We start from the raw sequence: 19,552 nt of genomic DNA, 5'->3' as shown, positions 1-19,552 counted from the left end.
CAGCCGATGAAGATGTCGACTGACACGACGCATTCGCGAGCAGGCTCGCTCCCACAGAGGTTTGGTGTTGGTTTAGTTACCGCGTTTGCTGTTGATCTGGCGCAGGCGATTGCCTTCAAAGCGCAGGTATTGGTACATGCCGTTGCTCGGGCCGTAGGTCCATTCCTCGACCTGAAACTCCTCGCGGCGATTGGCGCTGCGTTTGTAGCCGAGCACATCACGGCTGACCGGCTCACCGCACTTCTGCAGGACTTCGCTGGAACGGTCGCCAAGGCTGATCAGCTGACTGCCGCAGCGCAACGTATCGGACGCCGAGGCGTGACTGGCCGCGAGCGTCATTGCGAGCAAGGCCAGCCACTGTAGTTTCATTACTCTGCATCCAGGTGCATTTGCGTCACCACGCGGCCATCGCTCTCGGCTTCACCGAGATTGGCGTCGATGAAGTACACGCGGTCGTCTGCCAGTTGGCCTTTATCGACCAGATAATCCTTGATGCTGCTGGCCCGGTCCTGACCCAACTGACGCAGCAGCACATCGCTGCCACTCCAGAACTGGATCACGCCTTCGCGCATCTTCGCCGTACGTTCTTCCTTGCCCAGATCCTTCCATTCCGCCGGTGGCTGGGTTTTCAGGCGGGTGCGGTAAATGCCTTCGAGCAGCGGGCCTTTTTCGCTGTCTGGCACTTGCAGCAACGAAGCTTGGGCCGGGACTTTATCGCCACGACGCTGGAGCATCTTGTAGTAGTTGTACTGGTATTCGCGTTCCAGACGTTGCTCGGCGAGCAACGGACCGTCACTGCTTTTGGCCGCAGTGCCTTCGATTTCCAGACGCAGGGCCGGACGCTCCTTCAGCGCCTGGGACAATTTGACCAGTGCGGCCTCGGCATCCTTGCTCAACTCGCTGGAACCCGGCGCAAACGACACGGTGCCAAGGTCTTGCGAACTGCCGCCACTGATCAGCCCGCCAATCATTTTGAAGGGCGCGGCAGCGGCTTTGACGATCAGGTTGCGCAGGGTCTGCCAGACAATCGGCATCACGCTGAACTGCGGGTTGTTCAAGTCGCCGGTCACCGGCAACTCGATGGAAATCTTGCCGTCGACATCCTTGAGCAGGGCAATCGCCAGTTTCAGCGGCAGGCTCACGGCATCCGGGCTGTCGACCTTTTCACCGAGCTGCAATTGCTCGACCACCACTTTGTTCTCGGCTTTGAGCTGGCCCTTGGTAATCAGGTAGTGCAGGTCGAGGTTGAGCCGGCCTTTGCGGATGCGGTAACCGGCGAATTTGCCGGAGTAGGGCGTCAGCGTGGTCAGTTCGACCCGTTTGAAACTGGTGGCGATGTCGAGGCTGGCCATTGGGTCAAATGGATTGACCGCGCCCTTGATGGTCACCGGTGCATAGCGGTCGACCTTGCCTTTGATGTCAACGCTGGCCGGTTTCGCCTGACGACTGTCGATGGTGCCGATCTGGCCGTTGAGTTGCTGCACGGCGGTGGCGAAGTTGGGTGTCAGACTGAAGTCGGCGAAGTTCGCCGAGCCGTCATTGATCGCGATGCCACCAATGTGAATACCCAACGGTTTCTCGTTGCTGGCCGGTTTGGCTGCCGTGGTTTTCGCGCCACTGTCGGCGGGTTGGGGGATCAACAAGTCATCAATGTTGGTGGTGCGGTCGTCGTTGATCATGAACCGCGCATACGGCTGGAACAGGTTGACCTTGTCGATCGACAGACTGTCGCCGTGCTGATAATTCAGGCCTTCGACCACCACTTGCTGCCACTTGAGGAAGTCGCGGGTTTTCAGGGTGTCGAGGGTGTGCAATTGATCGATCTGCGCGCGGCCGGTGACGCTGAGTGCCAGTGGTTCGGTGCTCTTGAGATTGACCTTCAGGTCACTGCCGAGCATGCCGCTGCGCAGTTCCAGACGAATGAACGGATTGATGTAGGACTGTGCGACGCGCAGGTCGATGTCCTGGGTTTTCACGTTGAGCTGGGCGTTTACCGGGGCGAGATTGACCGTGCCGTCAGCCGTGATCTTGCCTTGTTTGCCCACGCCGCCGTCGAGCTTGAGCTTGAAAGGCGAACCGTTGAGGCTGTCGAAATCCTGCAGGTCGACGTTCAGCGGTGTGATATCGAGTGCCACTGCCGGTGTCGCCGAACGGTCGGCCAGGTGCACGGTGTAGTCGCGTAATTGCACGTCTTTGAGCAGCACTTGCCATGGTTTGCTCGGCGCAGTCGGTTCAGCTTTCGGCGAATCGGCAGCGGCTGGCGTGTTCGCCGGTTCAGCGGCGGCTTTGGCGGCGGGTTTCGACGGTTGGCTGGCGAACAGTTTCTGCCAGTCCAGTTGGCCGTCGGCTTCGAGGGCGGCCCAGGTTTCCAGTTTGTTGCTGCGGATCTTGCCGACCACGACTTGTTGCTTGGCCAGATCCACCGAAGTTTCGCTGACGTCGAGACGCTCGAGTTTCGCCAGTGGCCGCCCGTCCGGAGCCTTGATGGCGAACGGCGCGATGCTCACCGCGACATTGTTCAGCAGCAATTCGGTTTCTTTCGACAGATTGAGTTTGTAGTCGGTGCTGATGCTGATCACGCCATCTTCGAGCACCAATGGCACCGAGTCACGCACGTAGGGCCAGAAGGCTTTCATCTTGCCGTCGGTGACTTTCAGGGTACCTTCGGAGGTGAACGGGATCAGGCTGAAATTACCGCTCCAGTCGATCCGCCCACCGGCCGGGCCGATGGCGACCAAGGTCATGTCGGCGCTGTCTTCGGGCAGGGTGCTGAGGTTTTTCAGTTCGAAGCTGAGGTCGTCGTAGAGAAATTCGATGGGCTCGCTCGGGCGCACGTCCTGAAAGTGCACGACACCGCTGGCCAGTTTGATGTTGTCAATGCGTAGCGGGAAGGGCTTGGCATCCGGGTCGGCCGGTGTAGGCTCGCTGGACGGCACGTTGAACAGGCCCAGCAGGTTGAGTTTGCCGTCTTTGGCGAAAAGGATTTCGCTTTTCGGTTTGTCCAGCTCGATGTTCGCCAGATGCAGGGCTTTGGTCCACAGGCTGTCGATTTGCAGGTCGGCGTACAGGCGATCGAAGCCGATCTGTTCCTTGCCCGGCTCGCCGATGACCAGCCCCCACAAGGTGACTTCCAGGCTGAACGGGTTGAGCTCGATGCGCTGGATATGCGCAGGCACCGTCGCGTAGTTGGCCAGTTGCTGGTTGGCTACCCGCAGAGCGATGCCCGGCAAAATCAGAAACCCCAGCAGGCTGTAGAGGGCCAGAGCAGTCAACAGGGCGCCAATCGCGCGAATCAATCCTTTGGGCATGTGCGGCTTCATCTGTCTGAATCGGAGTGCCTTGGAGTATGGCACGCGATTCTGGTTCCGAAGTACCTCGCGTGGAGCAGGATTGTTCAGATTCTTCTGTAGGAACAGATCCCATGTGGGAGCGAGCCTGCTCGCGAAGGCGTCATATCAGTCGCTCTATTTGTTGGCTGATACACCACTTTCGCGAGCAGGCTCGCTCCCACATTAGATAGTTGTCAGCCGCGCGAGCGGTTTAGAGCTGCAGGATCAAGGTTTTCAGCGGTGGTTGCTGGTCCATGGACGGGAAGTCCGCGCCGGGAGTCATCACGCTCCACTCGCGCACAGGCCGGCCAGCCTTTTCGGCGCAGCGCAGGACCTGCTCGCGCCATTCGTCCATGCTGACTTTCGCCAGGTTGTTGCAGCAGATCAGCACGCCGTTGTCGGCGGTGGTCAGCAGGGCCGGTTTGAGCAGGCTCTGATAGTCGCGCAGCAGGTCGACGGTGCCGAATGCGCTCTTGGCCCAGGCGGGCGGGTCGAGCAGGACCAGATCATATTGACGCTGATCGAGACGCTGGTAGCTCGGCAGTTTCTGTCCGCGGCGCTGACTGATCGGCAGACCGGCGAGTTGGCGGATTGCCGGAAAGTAATCGGACTGGATGAACTGCATCTCCGGCAATTGCGGGTTGAGCAGACCGTTTTCGCGTCCGACCGCCAGATTGCCTTCGGCGAAATCCAGGTTGCACACTTCACGCGCGCCACCGGCGGCGGCACTCAGGCCAACGCCGCAGGTGTAGGCGAACAGGTTGAGCACGGATTTGCCTTTCGCGTGATCCTTGACCCAGCCACGCGTATTGCGCAGATCGAGGAACAGCAGCGGATCCTGCCCTGCATGGCGTCCACGCACACGGTAGTTCAAGCCCCATTCATGGCCAACCAGATCGGCCAGTGCGGCATCGTCGGCTTTGTAGACGCTATCTTCGCGGTCGATGCGCGAGTTGCCACGGGAACGGTCGTTGTAAACCAGCAACATTTCCAGGCCCAAAGCTCGATTGACCACGGCGTGCAGTTGCAGCAGGTCATCGCGCTCGAGCGTCTGGTGGAAGCTTTGCACCAGCAGTTGCGGGCCGTAGCGGTCGATGGTCAAACCGCCGGCGCCTTCCTGGCTGCCATGGAACAGCCGATAGCAATCGGTGCCCTGGCTGTGCAGCTCGGCGAGCAAGTCCTGGCGTTGATCGAGGGCGGCGCGCAGCGCCTGATTCAAGGAAGACATGCGGGCGCCTTGCTGGAGAGAATGGGGGCGCGGGAGTTTAGCAGCTTGGCGGGCAATCGAGTTGCGCCCTTCGCGAGCAGGCTCGCTCCCACATAGGATCTATGCTGCAAATCAAATCTCCTGTGGGAGCGAGCCTGCTCGCGAAGCTTTCAGGTCAGCAAACCCATCCGGCGTTTGGCGCGTTGCACCGAACCATTGCGCATCGCCCAGCGCAGCATCGGTGCGCTGCGCCTCACGCTGGCACGAATCAATTGCCGTTGCAGCGAGCTCTGCCGGACATCAAGCATGTTGCTGGCCCAGTCCGGCAGCAGGTCGATGCCGGCCTTCATCATCAAATCACCAAATGGTCGCGCCAGAGCACTCGGCGCCGGTGCTGCAAGCAACAATCGCAAAACCTCGCGGCTGCGCTCATCGCACAGCAACTGCGGGCGCATGCGTTGCAGATAATCGGCCACCGCTTGCCGTGATTTCGGCACATCCCGCGCGCCCAGGCGTTCAGCAATCACGGCAATCTCTGCGTAATAACGATCCTGATCCGCCCCCGACAACTGCGGGTTGCGATAGCGCAAATGCGCTGCGAGAAAGTTACTCACTTCCGCCACATGCACCCACGTCAGCAAATCCGCATCGCTGGCCGCGTAGGGGCGGCCATCTGGCGCGGTGCCAACCACTTGCAAGTGAATGGTGCGCACTTTCTCGATCAACCAGTCGGCGTCGCGGCGCGAGCCGAACGTGGTGCCGGAAACAAACTGACTGGTGCGCCGCAAACGCCCGAGCATGTCCTGACGAAAATTCGAATGATCCCAAACCCCGGCCAGTGCCAGCGGATGCAAAGCTTGCAGCAAGAGCGCGCTGATGCCACCGATCAACATGCTGCTGAAGTCGCCGTGCACCTGCCAGCTGATCGAATCCGGACCAAACAGGCCGGGATCGCCCTTGGGGTTTTCCAGATCGAGCTGACCGAGCGACAGCCCGGTCAGGCTCATGAGCTGGTTTTCAATACGACTGCGGATGAATTCCATGAGCACTCAGTGAAGAAGGGAGGGCGCGGCCGATGGGCCGCGCCCGGGATGCTACTGATTGAGGCGCTTGTCGATCAGGCCTTGCACCACACTCGGATCGGCCAGGGTCGAGGTGTCGCCGAGGCTGTCGAGTTCGTTGCAGGCGATCTTGCGCAGAATGCGCCGCATAATCTTGCCTGAACGGGTTTTCGGCAAGGCCGGCGCCCACTGGATCAGGTCAGGCTTGGCGAAGCTGCCGATTTCCTTGCTGACGTGCGCCAGTAGTTCTTTCTTCAGCTCGTCATTCGGTTCGGTGCCGTTCATGGGCGTGACGAAGGCGTAGATGCCCTGACCTTTGACGTCGTGCGGGTAACCGACCACGGCAGCCTCGGCGATGCTGTCGTGCAGCACCAGTGCGCTTTCCACCTCGGCGGTGCCGATGCGGTGGCCGGAGACATTGATCACGTCGTCGATGCGCCCGGTGATCCAGTAGTCGCCATCCTCGTCACGTCGTGCGCCGTCGCCGGTGAAATAGTAGCCGGGATAAGGTTTGAAATAGGTGTCGACCATCCGTTGCGGGTCGCCATAGACGCTGCGGATCTGCGCCGGCCAACTCGACTTGATCGCCAGTACGCCGCTGCCGGCGCCTTTGATTTCCTTGCCGTGCTCATCGAGCAGCACCGGTTGCACACCGAACATCGGTTGCGTGGCGCAGCCCGGTTTGATCCGCTGGGCGCTGACCAGCGGGCTGAGCATGATGCCGCCGGTTTCGGTCTGCCACCAGGTGTCGACGATGGGGCAGCGCTGTTCTCCTACGACGTTGAAATACCATTCCCACGCTTCCGGGTTGATCGGCTCACCGACGCTGCCGAGTAATCTGAGGCTCTCTCGCGACGTTTCCTTCAACGGTTCGGCACCTTCACGCATCAACGCGCGAAGAGCCGTCGGAGCGGTATAGAAAATGTTGACCTTGTGTTTATCGATGACCTGCCAGAATCGTGAACTGCTCGGGTAGCTCGGCACGCCCTCGAACATCAATGTGGTCGCGCCGTTGGCCAGCGGGCCGTAGACAATGTAACTGTGGCCGGTGACCCAGCCGACATCGGCGGTGCACCAGAACACTTCGCCGTCGCGGTAATCGAGCACGTATTTGAAGGTCATCGCCGCTTGTAGCAGGTACCCGCCGGTGGTGTGCAGCACGCCTTTGGGTTTGCCGGTACTGCCGGAGGTGTAGAGGATGAACAGCGGGTCTTCGGCGTCCATTGGTTCTGGCGGGCAATCGTCGCTGACGTCGCGCACCGCCTGGTGATACCAGAGATCGCGGCCCTCGACCCAGTCGACTTTGCCTTGGCTGCGTTCGACCACCACGACGGTGCTGACGTCCGGGCAACTTTGCAGGGCTTTATCGACGTTCTGCTTCAGCGGCACGAACTTGCCGCCGCGCACGCCTTCATCCGCCGTGATCACCGTGCGGCAGTCGGCATCGAGAATGCGGTCACGCAGTGAGTCGGGGGAGAAACCGCCGAACACCACCGAATGAATCGCGCCGATCCGCGCGCAGGCAAGCATGGCGTACGCGGCTTCGGGGATCATTGGCATGTAGATGCACACCCGGTCGCCTTTCTTCACGCCACGGCTTTTCAGCACATTAGCCAAGCGGCAGACGTGGTGGTGGAGTTTTTTATAAGTGATTTGCGCCGATTCGGCGGGATCGTCGCCTTCCCAGAGCAGGGCGGTCTGCTCGCCACGCTGGTCGAGGTGGCGGTCGATGCAGTTGTAACTGACGTTCAGTTTGCCCCCGGCAAACCAGGCGGCTTCACCGGTTTTCAGGTCGTAGCGCTGAACGGTCTGCCACGGTGTGCTCCAGTCGAGGAAGCGCGTGGCCTGTTCGGCCCAGAAGGCCGTGGGGTGTTCAATGGATTCGCGGTACAGGCGCCGATAGTCGTCCTGACTCAACTGAGCAGCCCGGCGGACGGCATCGGCTTTGGGGAACGTGCTGATATCGAACATGACGGTTCCTTATTCTTGTGGTGCGACAGGAATAAAGATGCGCCGAGCGATGCAGAGGTTCAAGTCATGCGCAAAACAACTGTGGGAGCGAGCCTGCTCGCGAATGCGGTGAGTCAGTCAACAAAGAGGCTGAATGACACACTGCATTCGCGAGCAGGCTCGCTCCCACATTGGAGATGGGTTGCCCACTGGAATTGTGGGCAACCCATTTACATCACCCGCGGTGACGACCGCGGAAGTAGTTGATCAGGCCCTGGGTGGAAGGATCATCGGCAGTGGTCTCATCGCTGCCGACCAGGCGGTTGTAAACGCCTTTGCCCAGTTCCTTGCCCAGTTCCACGCCCCATTGGTCGAAGGCGTTGATGCCCCAGACCACGCTCTGTACGAAGACTTTGTGCTCATACATCGCCACCAGAGCACCGAGGCGACGCGGGCTGATGCGTTCGACCACGATGGTGTTGCTCGGGCGGTTGCCCGGGATCACCTTGTGCGGTGCGAGTTTGTGCACCTGCTCTTCGCTCATGCCCTTGTCGCGCAGTTCCTGCTCAGCTTCCGCCAGGGTCTTGCCGAGCATCAGCGCCTGGCTCTGCGACAGGCAGTTGGCGTACAGCCACTGATGGTGGTCGGAGACCGGGTTGAAGCTGACGATCGGCACGATGAAATCGGCCGGGATCAACTGCGAACCTTGATGCAACAACTGGTGGTAGGCGTGCTGACCGTTGCAGCCGACGCCGCCCCAGATCACCGGACCGGTATCGGTCGATACCGGCGTGCCGTCCTGACGCACGCTCTTGCCGTTGGATTCCATGTCCAGCTGTTGCAAGTGCTTGGTGATGTTGCGCAGGTAGTGGTCGTACGGCAGGATCGCGTGGCTTTGCGCGCCCCAGAAGTTGCCGTACCAGACACCGAGCAGGGCCAGCAGCACCGGCATGTTCTGTTCGAACGGCGCAGTCTGGAAATGCTGGTCCATGGTGTAGGCACCGGACAGCAGCTCCTTGAAGTTGGACATGCCGATGGCCAAAGCAATCGGCAAACCGATGGCCGACCACAGCGAGTAACGACCGCCAACCCAGTCCCACATCGGGAAGATGTTTTCTTCACGGATACCGAACGCCACGGCTGCCGCGTTGTTGCTCGATACGGCGATGAAGTGACGATACAGCTCGGCTTCCGAACCGCCCTGTGCCAGGTACCAGGCACGGGCAGCCTGAGCGTTCTTCAGGGTTTCGAGGGTGTTGAACGACTTCGACGAAACAATGAACAGCGTGGTCTCGGCGCGCAGTTTCTGCGTCAGCTCGTGAAATTCGCTGCCGTCGATGTTCGCCAGATAATGGCAACGCACGCCTTTCTGCGCGTACGACAGCAGTGCTTCGGAGACCAGCTCAGGGCCGAGGAACGAGCCACCGATGCCGATGTTGACCACGTCGGTGATCGGCTTCTCGGTGTAACCACGCCACAGGCCATCGTGTATGCGGCCAACCAGATCGGTGATCTGGTTCAAAACCTTGTGGACTTCCGGCATCACGTTGACGCCATTGACCGAAAGCTTATCGCCTACCGGGCGACGCAGGGCGGTGTGCAGCGCCGGGCGGCCTTCGGAAGTGTTGACGATTTCGCCTTCAAACAGCGCTTTGATGGCGCCTTTGAGATCGACTTCATTGGCCAGACCGACCAGCAGGTTGCGGGTCTGGGCGTTGATCAAATTCTTCGAATAATCGAGAAACAGTCCGCAGCTGCTGAGGGTGAACTGGTTGAAGCGCTGCGGATCGGCGTTGAAGGCTTCGCGCATGCTGAAATCCTGCATGGCTTGGCGGTGATCTTTCAACGCTTGCCAGGCGGGCAGAGCGGTAACGTCTTGAGGAGTGAGGTAATACGCCATCGCTGCGGTTTTCCTTTTTACTTGAACGGCCTTTTGAACACTGAACAGATCCGGCACGCCCTGTTTGGGCATGGGATCAACTGTGTCGACACGATTTCCGGACACAGGGCGAATACAGTAAACCTCGCGCTGCGTTCTGTCTTGACTTTGTCTGACCAGATCCCTGTACTTTTTTAACATCCAGACCGGGAACTGGCCGACAAACGGAGGAGGTGGGGCGAAATCGGGATCAGGCGAGCTGAACCGGGATGGCGTTGCTGGTGTGGCTCAGCTCATTGCCCGGCGCCATGTAAAGCATGCGCGGCTTGAAATTGACCAGCTCGGCTTCGCTGTAATGGGCGTAGGCACAAATGATCACGCGGTCGCCGACCTTGGCCTTGTGCGCAGCAGCGCCGTTGACCGAGATCATCCGCGAGCCTTCTTCGCCACGAATCGCGTAGGTGGTGAAACGCTCGCCGTTGTCGACGTTGTAAATCTGGATCTGCTCGTATTCACGGATGCCGGACAAGTCCAGCCACTCGCCATCGATGGCGCACGAACCTTCGTAATCGAGCACTGCATGAGTAACTTCGGCGCGGTGCAGTTTGGCCTTGAGCATGATCGCGTGCATGAGGATTTTCCCGGGTTGGCATCGAACGGCGGGCAGTGTGCCCGAAGGCTTTGGGAGCGGCAATATGGCGTGAAATGCAATTTTCATAACACCGAAAACCCCTGTGGGAGCGAGCCTGCTCGCGAAGGCGGTGTGTCAGTCAACATTTGTGCTGAATGACACACCGCCTTCGCGAGCAGGCTCGCTCCCACAGGGGGTATTGCGGTGTTTTTAAGCAGGCGTATCGAGATTCAGGTGCAGGTTGTCGATCAGCCGTGTGGTGCCAAGGAACGCTGCCACCAGAATCACCAGATCACGGTCTTCGGCCGTCGCCGGACGCAAGGTCAGGGCATGGCGGATTTCCAGGTAATCCGGACGCAGGCCTGCCGCTTCCAACTGCTGCACCTGAGCACCGATCAGTGCCGGGAAGTCGCGCTCACCCTGCTTGATCGATTCGGCAATGTTACTCAGCGAGCGATAGACCACCGGCGCCACGGCACGTTGTTCTTCGCTGAGGAAACCGTTGCGCGATGACAACGCAAGGCCATCGGCGGCGCGAACAGTCGGCTCACCGATGATCTGGATCGGCATGTTCAAGTCATGCACCAGCGCACGGATCACCGCCAGTTGCTGGTAATCCTTCTGGCCGAAAATCGCCAGATCCGGCTGGACCATGTTGAACAGCTTGCTGACCACGGTCGCCACACCTTCGAAGTGCCCCGGACGGCTGGCGCCGCACAGGCCTTCGGACAATTGCGGCACGCTGACCCGAGTCTGCCCGGCCATGCCGTCGGGGTACATTTCCTCGACAGTCGGCGCGAAGAGCAGGGCGCAACCGGCTTCGAGTAGTTTTTCCTGGTCCGCCGCCAGGGTGCGCGGGTATTTGTCGAGGTCTTCGCCGGCGCCGAACTGCAGTGGATTGACGAAAATGCTCGCGACCACGAAGTCCACCCGTTGGGTGGCTTTGGTGATCAGCGCGACGTGACCGCTGTGCAGGTTACCCATGGTCGGCACGAAGCCGATGCGCTTGCCTTCGCTGCGGGCGCGGGCTACAGCGGCGCGCAGTTCGCGTACGGTTTTAACGGTGTTCATGCAGAGAATCCGTGTTCGATGCCAGGGAACGTGGTGGCTTTGACTTCGTTGACGTAAGCCTTCAGCGCGGACTGGATGCTGTCCTGACCGTGCATGAAGTTCTTCACGAATTTCGGCACGCGGCCAGTGATCGACAAGCCGAGCATGTCGTGCAGTACCAGAACCTGGCCGTCGGTGGCGTTACCGGCACCGATACCGATAACCGGGATCTTCACGGCCTGGCTGATTTCAGCGGCCAGTTCGCTCGGTACGCATTCCAGCAGCAGCATCGCCGCACCAGCCTGTTCCAGCGAGATCGCATCAGCACGCATCTGCCGCGCCTGGTTTTCGTTGCGGCCCTGTACTTTATAGCCACCAAGAATGTTCACCGCTTGCGGGGTCAGGCCCATGTGCGCGCACACCGGAACACCGCGCTCGGCGAGCAGACGGATCGACTCTGCCAGCCACAGCTGACCTTCGACTTTGACCATGTGCGCACCGGCCTGCATCAGCATGGCGCTGTTGCTCAGGGTTTGTTCAAGGGTGGCATTGGCCATGAACGGCAGGTCGGCGAGGATCAGGGCATCGCTGTTGCCGCGTTTGACGCAAGCGGTGTGGTAGGCCATTTCTGCGGTGGTCACCGGCAAAGTGCTGTCGTGACCTTGCAGGACCATGCCGAGGGAGTCGCCCACCAGCAGCACTTCGACACCGGCCTCGTTGCAGGCGTGGGCGAAGGTCGCGTCATAGCAGGTCAGCATGGTGATCTTTTCACCTTTCTGCTTGAGGCTCTGGAGCGTGGTCAGGGTGATGGCTGGCATGTAAAAAATCCTCGTTCAGGCGCTCTGGAAACTACTGCGAGTAACGCGCGTGATTCTTCATCTACTCAGGCGCACGCTCTTTTGTCGTGCTTATAAGGCCTGGATTGCGCCCGTATGTGCCGGGTTGGCGGCAGCGGGACGCCTATAGTCGTGATGAGCCAACAGGAAGTCAATTGCGTGTGTTACCGCGTTGTTACGAGGGGAGTGTTACCGGCGTTACTGATGCGATTCAGCGGCGCGGCGGGGCTGATTCGACGGGTTTTTGTCCGACAAAATCCAGCGTATGCAATGCAATAGACCAATGTGGGAGCGAGCTTGCTCGCGAAAGCGGTGGATCAGCCAACACAGTGTTGAATGACACACCGATTTCGCGAGCAAGCTCGCTCCCACAGGGGATTGCAATCAGTCTGTCGGGAGGCGTTCCAGGCCGACGAACGGGCAGGCTGCCAGCAGTTCGGGCAGGGTGCGGCCGTCGGCCAGGCGCAAATCTTGCGGCGCCAGTTCGGCAAGGGGATAGAGCACGAACGCGCGTTCCTGAATCTGGTAATGCGGGACTTTCAGACGTGGCTCATCGATCAGTCGATCACCGAACAGCAGAATGTCCAGATCCAGCGTACGCGGGCCCCAGCGTTCGAGGCGTTCGCGACCTTGGTCATTCTCGATGGCTTGCAATGCATCGAGCAGTTCCAGTGGGGCAAGATCGCTGTCGAGCGCCGCGACCGCGTTGGTGTAACGCGGTTGGCCCGGCAGCAACGAGTCGCTTTGATAGAAGGCGGAAACGCCAGCGAGGGTGGTTTGCGGCAATTGCCCGAGCGCCTCGACGGCGCTGCGCAATTGTTCGGCCGGGTCAGCGAGGTTGCTGCCCATGCCGATGTAGATGCGTTCCATGCCTTTACTCGCCGGTCGAAGCGCTCGGTGCGCCGGCGCGTTTGCGTTTGGAACCGCTGCTGCGGCGACGTTTGCGCGGAGCACCGCTGGCGTCATCACCTTTACCGCTGAGGTCGCGGATCATGTCGCGACGTTCACTGTCGTTGGCGTCCTGATAGTCCGTCCACCATTCGCCCAGGCCGTCAGTCTCCTCGCCAGCGCTTTCACGCAGCAGCAGGAAGTCGTAACCGGCGCGGAAGCGTGGATTGTCCAGCAACAGGTCGGCACGTTTGCCGCTGCGCCGTGGCAGGCGCTCCTGCATGTCCCAGATCTCGCGGATCGGCATGGTGAAGCGTTTCGGAATCGCAATGCGCTGGCACTGTTCTGCGATCAGCTCGTGGGCGCCTTCCTGCATCGCCGGAATCGGCGGCATGCCACGTTCCTGCAAGCGCAACACGCGGGCCGGCAGGGCAGGCCACAGCAGTGCGGCAAACAGGAACGCCGGAGTGACCGGTTTGTTCTGCTTGATGCGCAGATCGGTGTTGGTCAGCGCTTCGCTGATCAGCGTGTGGGTGTATTCCGGGTTGTGTTCCAGCGCATCGGCGCTGGCCGGGAACAGCGGGGCGAACAGTTGCAGGTCGACCAGCATTTCGAAGGTGATCGCGCCGTGGCCCGAGAGGAATAGCTTGAGCACTTCTTCGAACAGACGTGCCGACGGGATCTCGCGCAGCATTGGCGCCAGTTCACGGATCGGCTGCACGGTGTGCTTTTCAATGCCGAAATTGAGCTTGGCGGCGAAACGCACCGCGCGCAGCATGCGCACCGGGTCTTCCTGATAACGCTGCTTCGGGTCGCCGATCAGGCGGATCAGGTGATTGCGGATGTCGTGTACGCCGTTGGCGTAGTCGAGAATGCGCTCGCTGACCGGATCGTAATACAGGGCGTTGATGGTGAAGTCGCGGCGTTGCGCGTCTTCTTCCAGGGTGCCGTAAACGTTGTCGCGCAGAATTCGCCCGCTCTCGTTACGCGAAGACTGGTTGCTGTCTTCGTCGTCTTCGTTGACCGGATGATTGGCACGGAAGGTCGCGACTTCAATGATTTCGCGACCGAAATGAATGTGCACCAGTTTGAAGCGACGGCCGATGATCCGCGCATTGCGGAATTCGGCACGCACCTGCTCAGGCGTGGCACTGGTGGCGACGTCGAAATCCTTGGGTGTGATGCCCAGCAGCATGTCACGCACGCAACCGCCGACCAGATAAGCCTGGTAACCGGCACCTTGCAGGCGTTCGACGATATTCACCGCATAGCGGCTGAACTGCGTTTTCTGCAGCGAATGTTGACCGCTGTTGAGCACTTCAGGGGTGCTGCGGATGTGTTGCGTACGACGCACGGGAGTTCGGAATGACTGGAACAACTTCTTCAGCATGGGATGCACTGTTTGAAGGAATGTTCGGCCATACCAAAGAATGACCGCATGATGGGCGCAGATTCTAGCATTTAGTCGGGGGATGGTGTAGGACACGGCCGATTTGAGCTGCAAGCCGCAGGCTACAGGCATCGCGCGCGATAAAAACGGGGGATTTTGCCGGGAAGGAGAAACTACAAGGGGAGCCGAAGCTCCCCAAGAAGTAGTTGCGTGCTCTTTTTATTATTGATTCGGGCTTCTTGTTTTTGTTGAGTGCCCTCGCCACGAAGCTTTTCCTTCGTGACCCTCCCAATCGGGAGCCAAGAGCAAACGGATTGCTTTGGTCGCTGAATTGCAGTGATCTCTCGATCCAACCAGTACAGGCTCTGTCTTAGGACAGTTTTTGTTGTTCTCGGCCTGGTCGTGGGGCAAGCCCCAAATACAACGCCTCTCCAAAAGAATCAGTTAGCTGCGCCTCTCGCCGTCTTGTTTTTATTGTGCGTGAGTCGATTCGTCTTATTTTTATTGTCTTGTGCATTGCTTGTTATTGTTCTTGTACCAAACATATAGCAGGGGCCGTGCCAACTTTTGCGAAACCCAATAAAACAAGGGGTTAGGTCGATATAACCGTTTTGTCGGGGCGAAAAAAAGCCGGGGTTTCGTTACCGATAACCCCGGCTTCTGTTACGTGAAAGGACTGAGGTAACAGTTTTTTCACATCCTCAAGCGTTACCCGCACACTCGACAGGTAACGTTCAGCTCTCGCTGGCGACCCCGGTCTTGCGCCGTGGGATGCCCAGACGCTGACGGCGTTCCCAAAGGCATTTACGGCTAACGCCCAGTTTGCGCGCCAGTTCGGTCTCGGTCATGTGGTCCTGATGCTCGAGGACGAAGTGCTGGAAGTAATCTTCCAGCGACAGGTCTTCGGTCGGTTCATGGCTGCTGTTGCTGGCGTTACCCGGCGTTTGTGGCGGCAGACCAATGAATTCATCGTCTTCCAGATCACTCAGCTCGATGTCGATGCCCAGCAGATCGGCGGAGATTTCCGGGCTTTCACTCAGAATCACTGCGCGCTCGACCGCGTTCTCCAGCTCACGCACGTTACCCGGCCAGGAATAATGCCGGATCGCCTGTTCGGCATCAGCAGCAAATTTCAGGTCGGTACGGCTGATGCGCGCACTTTGGCGAGCGAGGAAGGCAGTGGCGATTTCGTTGACGTCGGCGCCGCGCTCACGCAAGGCTGGCAGTTTCAGTGCGATGACGTGCAGACGGTAATAAAGGTCCTCACGGAACTGGCCGATTTTCGCCAGGCTCTTCAGGTCCCGGTGAGTCGCCGCAATAAGGCGCACATCGACTTTCTGCGACTGCACCGAGCCGACCCGACGAATCTCGCCTTCCTGCAACACACGCAGCAGGCGGGCTTGCGCCTCAAGTGGCAGCTCACCGATTTCGTCGAGGAACAACGTGCCGCCGTCCGCCGCTTCGACCAGACCGGCACGCCCGGCGCTGGCGCCGGTGAACGCGCCTTTTTCGTGGCCGAACAGTTCGGACTCGATCAGGCTTTCCGGAATGGCCGCGCAGTTCACCGAAATCATCGGCGCCTTGGCGCGTTTCGACAGGTTGTGCAGGGCGCGGGCCACCAGTTCTTTACCGGTACCGGACTCGCCCTGGATCAACACATTGGAATCGGTCGGCGCGACTTTACGGATCTTGCTGTACAGATCCTGCATCGGTGGGCAGGAACCGATGATGCCGATTTCACCGTTACTGTTGTCGACGGCAGATTTGCCGCTGCCGTTGGTCGGTTTGCTGGCAACCGCTTCGCCGGCAGCCGGAGCTGATTGGCGATCACGCAGGATCCGCGCGACAGCCTGGAGCATTTCATCGTGGTCGAAAGGCTTGGCGATGTAGTCCACCGCACCCATCTTCATCGAGTCGACCGCCGAGCGCAGGCTGGCGTAACTGGTCATGATCAGCACCGGTGTGCCCTGGCCGAGCTTGATCAACTCGGTGCCCGGAGCGCCCGGCAAACGCAGATCGCTGACGATCAGATCGAACGTAGGAATGGTGAAGCGTTCTTGTGCTTCCTGCACTGAACCGGCTTCGCTGACCTGGTACTGGTTGCGTTCCAGCAGGCGGCGCAAGGCGGAGCGGATAATTGTTTCGTCTTCGACGATCAAAATGTGCGGCATTGATTCGATACTCTCGACGGTCTCAGTTCACAGCGGACGTCGCTTCGACATGACGCGGTAAGGTCACCCGGATACGGGTGCCGCGTTGGCTTTGTACATCAGCCGGGCTGTCGATGGTGATTTGTCCATAATGCTCTTCAACGATGGAATAGACCAGTGCAAGGCCCAGACCGGTGCCTTCGCCAGGATCCTTGGTGGTGAAGAAGGGTTCGAACAATCGGTCCATGATGTTCTTCGGAATACCACTGCCTTCGTCTTCGACGATCAGATCGACCGTGTGTTCGCCGGCTTCGCTCTTGACCCGCACCGCACTGTGCGGCGGCGAGGCGTCGCGGGCGTTGGAGAGCAGATTGATCAGCACCTGAGCGAGCCGCTGCGGATCGCCTTCGACCCAGTGATCCGGATCGCACAGGTTGTAGAACTGCACTTCGAAATTGCGTCGGTTCAGGGCCAGCAGGCCAATCGCATCTTGAGCGACCTCTGCCAGACAAACCGGTTCGTCGCTGTGCTGATGGCTGCCAGCGTGGGCGAAACTCATCAGCGACTGGACGATGCGCGAGACGCGTTTGGTCTGTTCAAGAATCTGCCCGCTGATTTCCGTCAGCTCGCCGTCGTCCTCCCGTTCTTCGCGCAGGTTCTGCGCCAGACAGGCGATGCCGGTGATCGGGTTGCCGATTTCGTGGGCCACACCGGCCGCAAGACGACCAATGCTCGCCAGGCGCTCGGAGTGCACCAGTTTGTCTTCGAGCATTTGCGTTTCGGTCAAATCTTCGACCAGTAACACCAGGCCGCTGTTACCCGGTGCCAATGGCTCATCAATCGCTGCTTTGTGCAGATTCAGCCAGCGCGTCTGACCGTCGAGGGCCAGATGCTGTTTGTGCAAATGCTCGTCGGGCAGGTTGATGAAACCCTGGAGCAATTCTTTCCACGGCTCGCCAATGGTGCTCAGACGCGAACCGACCACGCGTTGTGCGGCGATCCCGGTAAGTTCTTCCATGGCCTTGTTCCACATCAGGATCTCTTGATCCTTGGCCAGCGAGCAGACGCCCATCGGCAGTTCCTGCAGGGTTTGGCGGTGGTAGCGACGCAGGGCATCGAGTTCGGCAGCCAGGCCTGTGAGGCGCGAGTGGTAATCCTCAAGGCGGCTTTCGATGAAGTGAATGTCTTCGGTCACATAGTTTTCGCCACCCGCCTTGTAGGGCAGGAAGGTTTCCACCATGTCCTGGGCCACACTCGGTCCCATCAGCCCGGACAGATTAGCTTCGATACGGTCACGCAAACGGCGCAAGGCGTACGGGCGGCGTTCGTCGAACGGCAGATAAAGATCACGCAGCGCTTGCTCGACTTCTTTCTGCGCAGCCTTGGCGCCCAACGGTTTCGCCAGTTGTGTAGCGAATTCCTGTGGTGAGGCCGCGTGCAGTTCGCGGCGTTGCGGGCGACGAACGTTATCCACAGCGCAAGCTTCGGCAGCACTGGCTTCTTCGGGACTGGCGTTGGTGAACAGCGAGATCAGCGTGAACATCAAGACGTTGGCGGCGAGCGAGGCAATGGCCGCCATGTGCCAACTGGTGTCGTCGAGCACGTAAATCATGTTCAGCAGCGGGATGTAGAAACCCTGCAGATTGCCGACCAGCGGCAGCAGCATGGTCACTACCCAGACCAGGATCCCCGCCAGCAGACCGGCGATAAAACCGCGACGGTTGGCGGTCGGCCAATACAGCACCGACAACACGCCGGGCAGGAATTGCAGGGTCGCCACAAACGCGACGATGCCGAGGTTGGCCAGATCCTGCTCGGCGCCGAGCATCAGGTAGAAACCGAAACCGGCCATGATGATCGCGACGATCAATGCGCGGCGGGTCCACTTCAGCCAGCGGTAGATATTGCCTTCGGCCGGCGGCTGATAAAGCGGCAGCACCAGGTGGTTCAACGCCATGCCTGACAGTGCCAGCGTAGTGACGATGATCAGCCCGCTGGCCGCCGACAGACCGCCGACATAGGCGAGCAATGCCAGCGGTTTGCTGTTGGCAGCAATGCCGATGCCGAGGGTGAAATATTCAGGATTGGTCGTGGCGCCGAGTTTCAGGCCGGCCCACAAGATCAGCGGCACCGCCAGGCTCATCAACAGCAAGAACAGCGGCAAACCCCAGCTCGCACTGACCAGCGAGCGCGGATTGAGGTTCTCGGTGAAGGTCATGTGATACATGTGCGGCATCACGATTGCCGAGGCAAAGAACACCAGTAACAAGGTGCGCCACGGGCCTTCCTGCAATGGCGTGTGCAGGGCGGCGAGGGCGGTCTGGTTTTGCAGCAGCCACAGTTCCAGCTGTTGCGGGCCATCGAACACGCCGTACAACGCATACAGGCCGACGCCGCCGAGAGCGATCAGTTTGATTACCGATTCAAAGGCAATCGCGAATACCAGGCCTTCGTGCTTCTCGCGCGTAGCGATATGCCGGGAACCGAAGAAAATCGTGAACAGTATGATCAGCGCGCAAAACGCCAACGCGACACGGCTCTGGATCGGCTCGCCGGTGAGGATGCCAATGGAGTCGGCGACCGCTTGAATCTGCAGCGCCAGCAACGGCAGCACACCTATCAGCATGAAAATCGTGGTCAGCGCACCGGCCCAGGTGCTGCGAAAGCGAAATGCAAACAGATCGGCCAGCGAAGACAGTTGATAAGTACGGGTGATCTTCAGAATTGGATAAAGCAACACCGGCGCCAGCAGAAACGCGCCGGACACGCCGAGGTAACTGGACAGAAAGCCGTAGCCGTACTGGTAGGCCAGTCCGACCGTGCCGTAGAACGCCCACGCACTGGCGTAAACCCCCAGCGACAAGGTGTAGGTCAACGGGTGGCGAATGATCGCGCGCGGGATCATGCCCCGTTCGCTGATCCAGGCAACACCGAACAGCACCGCCAGGTACGCGGCGCTGATCAGAATCATCTGGGTCAGGCTAAAGCTCATCGGCATCTTTTTGGCTCTGCAGGATGAAGGTCACGACTATGAGGATCAGCCAAAGCAGATAGGGGCGATACCAGGCGCCCGTAGCGTCGATCCACCAATCCATGATGGCGGGGGAAAACAGGTAGATCCCCACGACTAAAAGCAGGACCAAGCGATAGATGTACATCCCGGCCTCTCTTTTTTATGCGC

The 19,552-nt window shown here is 59.7% G+C and carries 14 protein-coding genes; all 14 read right to left on the bottom strand.

The features are described from left to right. Window positions 1-72 precede the first annotated feature (72 nt). The 14 genes from ACRRSD_RS10865 to ACRRSD_RS10800 all read right to left on the bottom strand — a co-directional run bounded on the left by ACRRSD_RS10865 (window position 73) and on the right by ACRRSD_RS10800 (window position 19,529). Entirely contained in the window at window positions 73-369 is a 297-nt protein-coding gene (locus ACRRSD_RS10865; RefSeq protein ID WP_007909909.1) for a DUF2845 domain-containing protein, read from the bottom strand. Next, complete coding sequence (locus ACRRSD_RS10860) at window positions 369-3,320, bottom strand: DUF748 domain-containing protein (RefSeq protein WP_435038056.1); 2,952 nt, start codon at window positions 3,318-3,320, stop codon at window positions 369-371. The genes ACRRSD_RS10865 and ACRRSD_RS10860 overlap by 1 nt, the downstream gene beginning before the upstream one ends. A 220-nt stretch (window positions 3,321-3,540) precedes the next feature. Continuing rightward, the gene (locus tag ACRRSD_RS10855; protein ID WP_435038055.1) at window positions 3,541-4,557 is read right to left on the bottom strand and encodes a class I SAM-dependent rRNA methyltransferase; all 1,017 of its coding nucleotides are present in this window, start codon (window positions 4,555-4,557) and stop codon (window positions 3,541-3,543) included. Window positions 4,558-4,706: 149 nt separating this feature from the next. After that, window positions 4,707-5,579 (bottom strand): oxygenase MpaB family protein, encoded by an 873-nt coding sequence (locus ACRRSD_RS10850; RefSeq protein ID WP_435038054.1) that lies wholly within the window; start codon window positions 5,577-5,579, stop codon window positions 4,707-4,709. Window positions 5,580-5,630: 51 nt separating this feature from the next. Beyond that, complete coding sequence (gene acs, locus ACRRSD_RS10845) at window positions 5,631-7,568, bottom strand: acetate--CoA ligase (protein WP_435038053.1); 1,938 nt, start codon at window positions 7,566-7,568, stop codon at window positions 5,631-5,633. Between the two features lie 214 nt (window positions 7,569-7,782). Beyond that, window positions 7,783-9,447, bottom strand: coding sequence for a glucose-6-phosphate isomerase (pgi, locus tag ACRRSD_RS10840; protein ID WP_435038498.1), 1,665 nt, complete (start codon window positions 9,445-9,447; stop codon window positions 7,783-7,785). A 229-nt stretch (window positions 9,448-9,676) separates the two neighbouring features. Continuing rightward, window positions 9,677-10,057 carry an aspartate 1-decarboxylase gene (gene panD / locus ACRRSD_RS10835; protein ID WP_003205654.1) on the bottom strand — a complete coding sequence of 127 codons (381 nt, stop codon included), beginning with the start codon at window positions 10,055-10,057 and terminating at the stop codon, window positions 9,677-9,679. Between the two features lie 210 nt (window positions 10,058-10,267). After that, on the bottom strand, window positions 10,268-11,128 hold the full coding sequence (gene panC, locus ACRRSD_RS10830) for a pantoate--beta-alanine ligase (protein ID WP_435038052.1): 861 nt from the start codon (window positions 11,126-11,128) through the stop codon (window positions 10,268-10,270). Next, window positions 11,125-11,925, bottom strand: a complete 801-nt coding sequence (gene panB / locus ACRRSD_RS10825) for a 3-methyl-2-oxobutanoate hydroxymethyltransferase (protein ID WP_435038051.1) — start codon at window positions 11,923-11,925, stop codon at window positions 11,125-11,127. The genes panC and panB overlap by 4 nt, the downstream gene beginning before the upstream one ends. A gap of 402 nt (window positions 11,926-12,327) precedes the next feature. Continuing rightward, a complete protein-coding gene (gene folK, locus ACRRSD_RS10820) occupies window positions 12,328-12,813 on the bottom strand; it encodes a 2-amino-4-hydroxy-6-hydroxymethyldihydropteridine diphosphokinase (protein WP_435038050.1) in 486 nt (161 codons plus the stop codon). A gap of 4 nt (window positions 12,814-12,817) precedes the next feature. Continuing rightward, window positions 12,818-14,221 carry a polynucleotide adenylyltransferase PcnB gene (locus ACRRSD_RS10815; protein ID WP_038369032.1) on the bottom strand — a complete coding sequence of 468 codons (1,404 nt, stop codon included), beginning with the start codon at window positions 14,219-14,221 and terminating at the stop codon, window positions 12,818-12,820. 734 nt (window positions 14,222-14,955) lie between these two features. Next, window positions 14,956-16,392 (bottom strand): sigma-54-dependent transcriptional regulator, encoded by a 1,437-nt coding sequence (locus tag ACRRSD_RS10810; protein WP_435038049.1) that lies wholly within the window; start codon window positions 16,390-16,392, stop codon window positions 14,956-14,958. A 22-nt stretch (window positions 16,393-16,414) separates the two neighbouring features. Next, the gene (locus tag ACRRSD_RS10805) at window positions 16,415-19,369 is read right to left on the bottom strand and encodes a sensor histidine kinase (protein WP_162483053.1); all 2,955 of its coding nucleotides are present in this window, start codon (window positions 19,367-19,369) and stop codon (window positions 16,415-16,417) included. Next, window positions 19,353-19,529 carry a hypothetical protein gene (locus ACRRSD_RS10800; protein WP_003176118.1) on the bottom strand — a complete coding sequence of 59 codons (177 nt, stop codon included), beginning with the start codon at window positions 19,527-19,529 and terminating at the stop codon, window positions 19,353-19,355. The genes ACRRSD_RS10805 and ACRRSD_RS10800 overlap by 17 nt, the downstream gene beginning before the upstream one ends. Between the last annotated feature and the right edge of the window lie 23 nt (window positions 19,530-19,552).

Source organism: Pseudomonas neuropathica (assembly GCF_051174785.1).
Classification (GTDB): Bacteria; Pseudomonadota; Gammaproteobacteria; order Pseudomonadales; family Pseudomonadaceae; genus Aquipseudomonas; species Aquipseudomonas neuropathica_A.
Note: the sequence above shows the minus strand (reverse complement) of the source record. Positions and strands in the feature narration are given on the sequence as shown.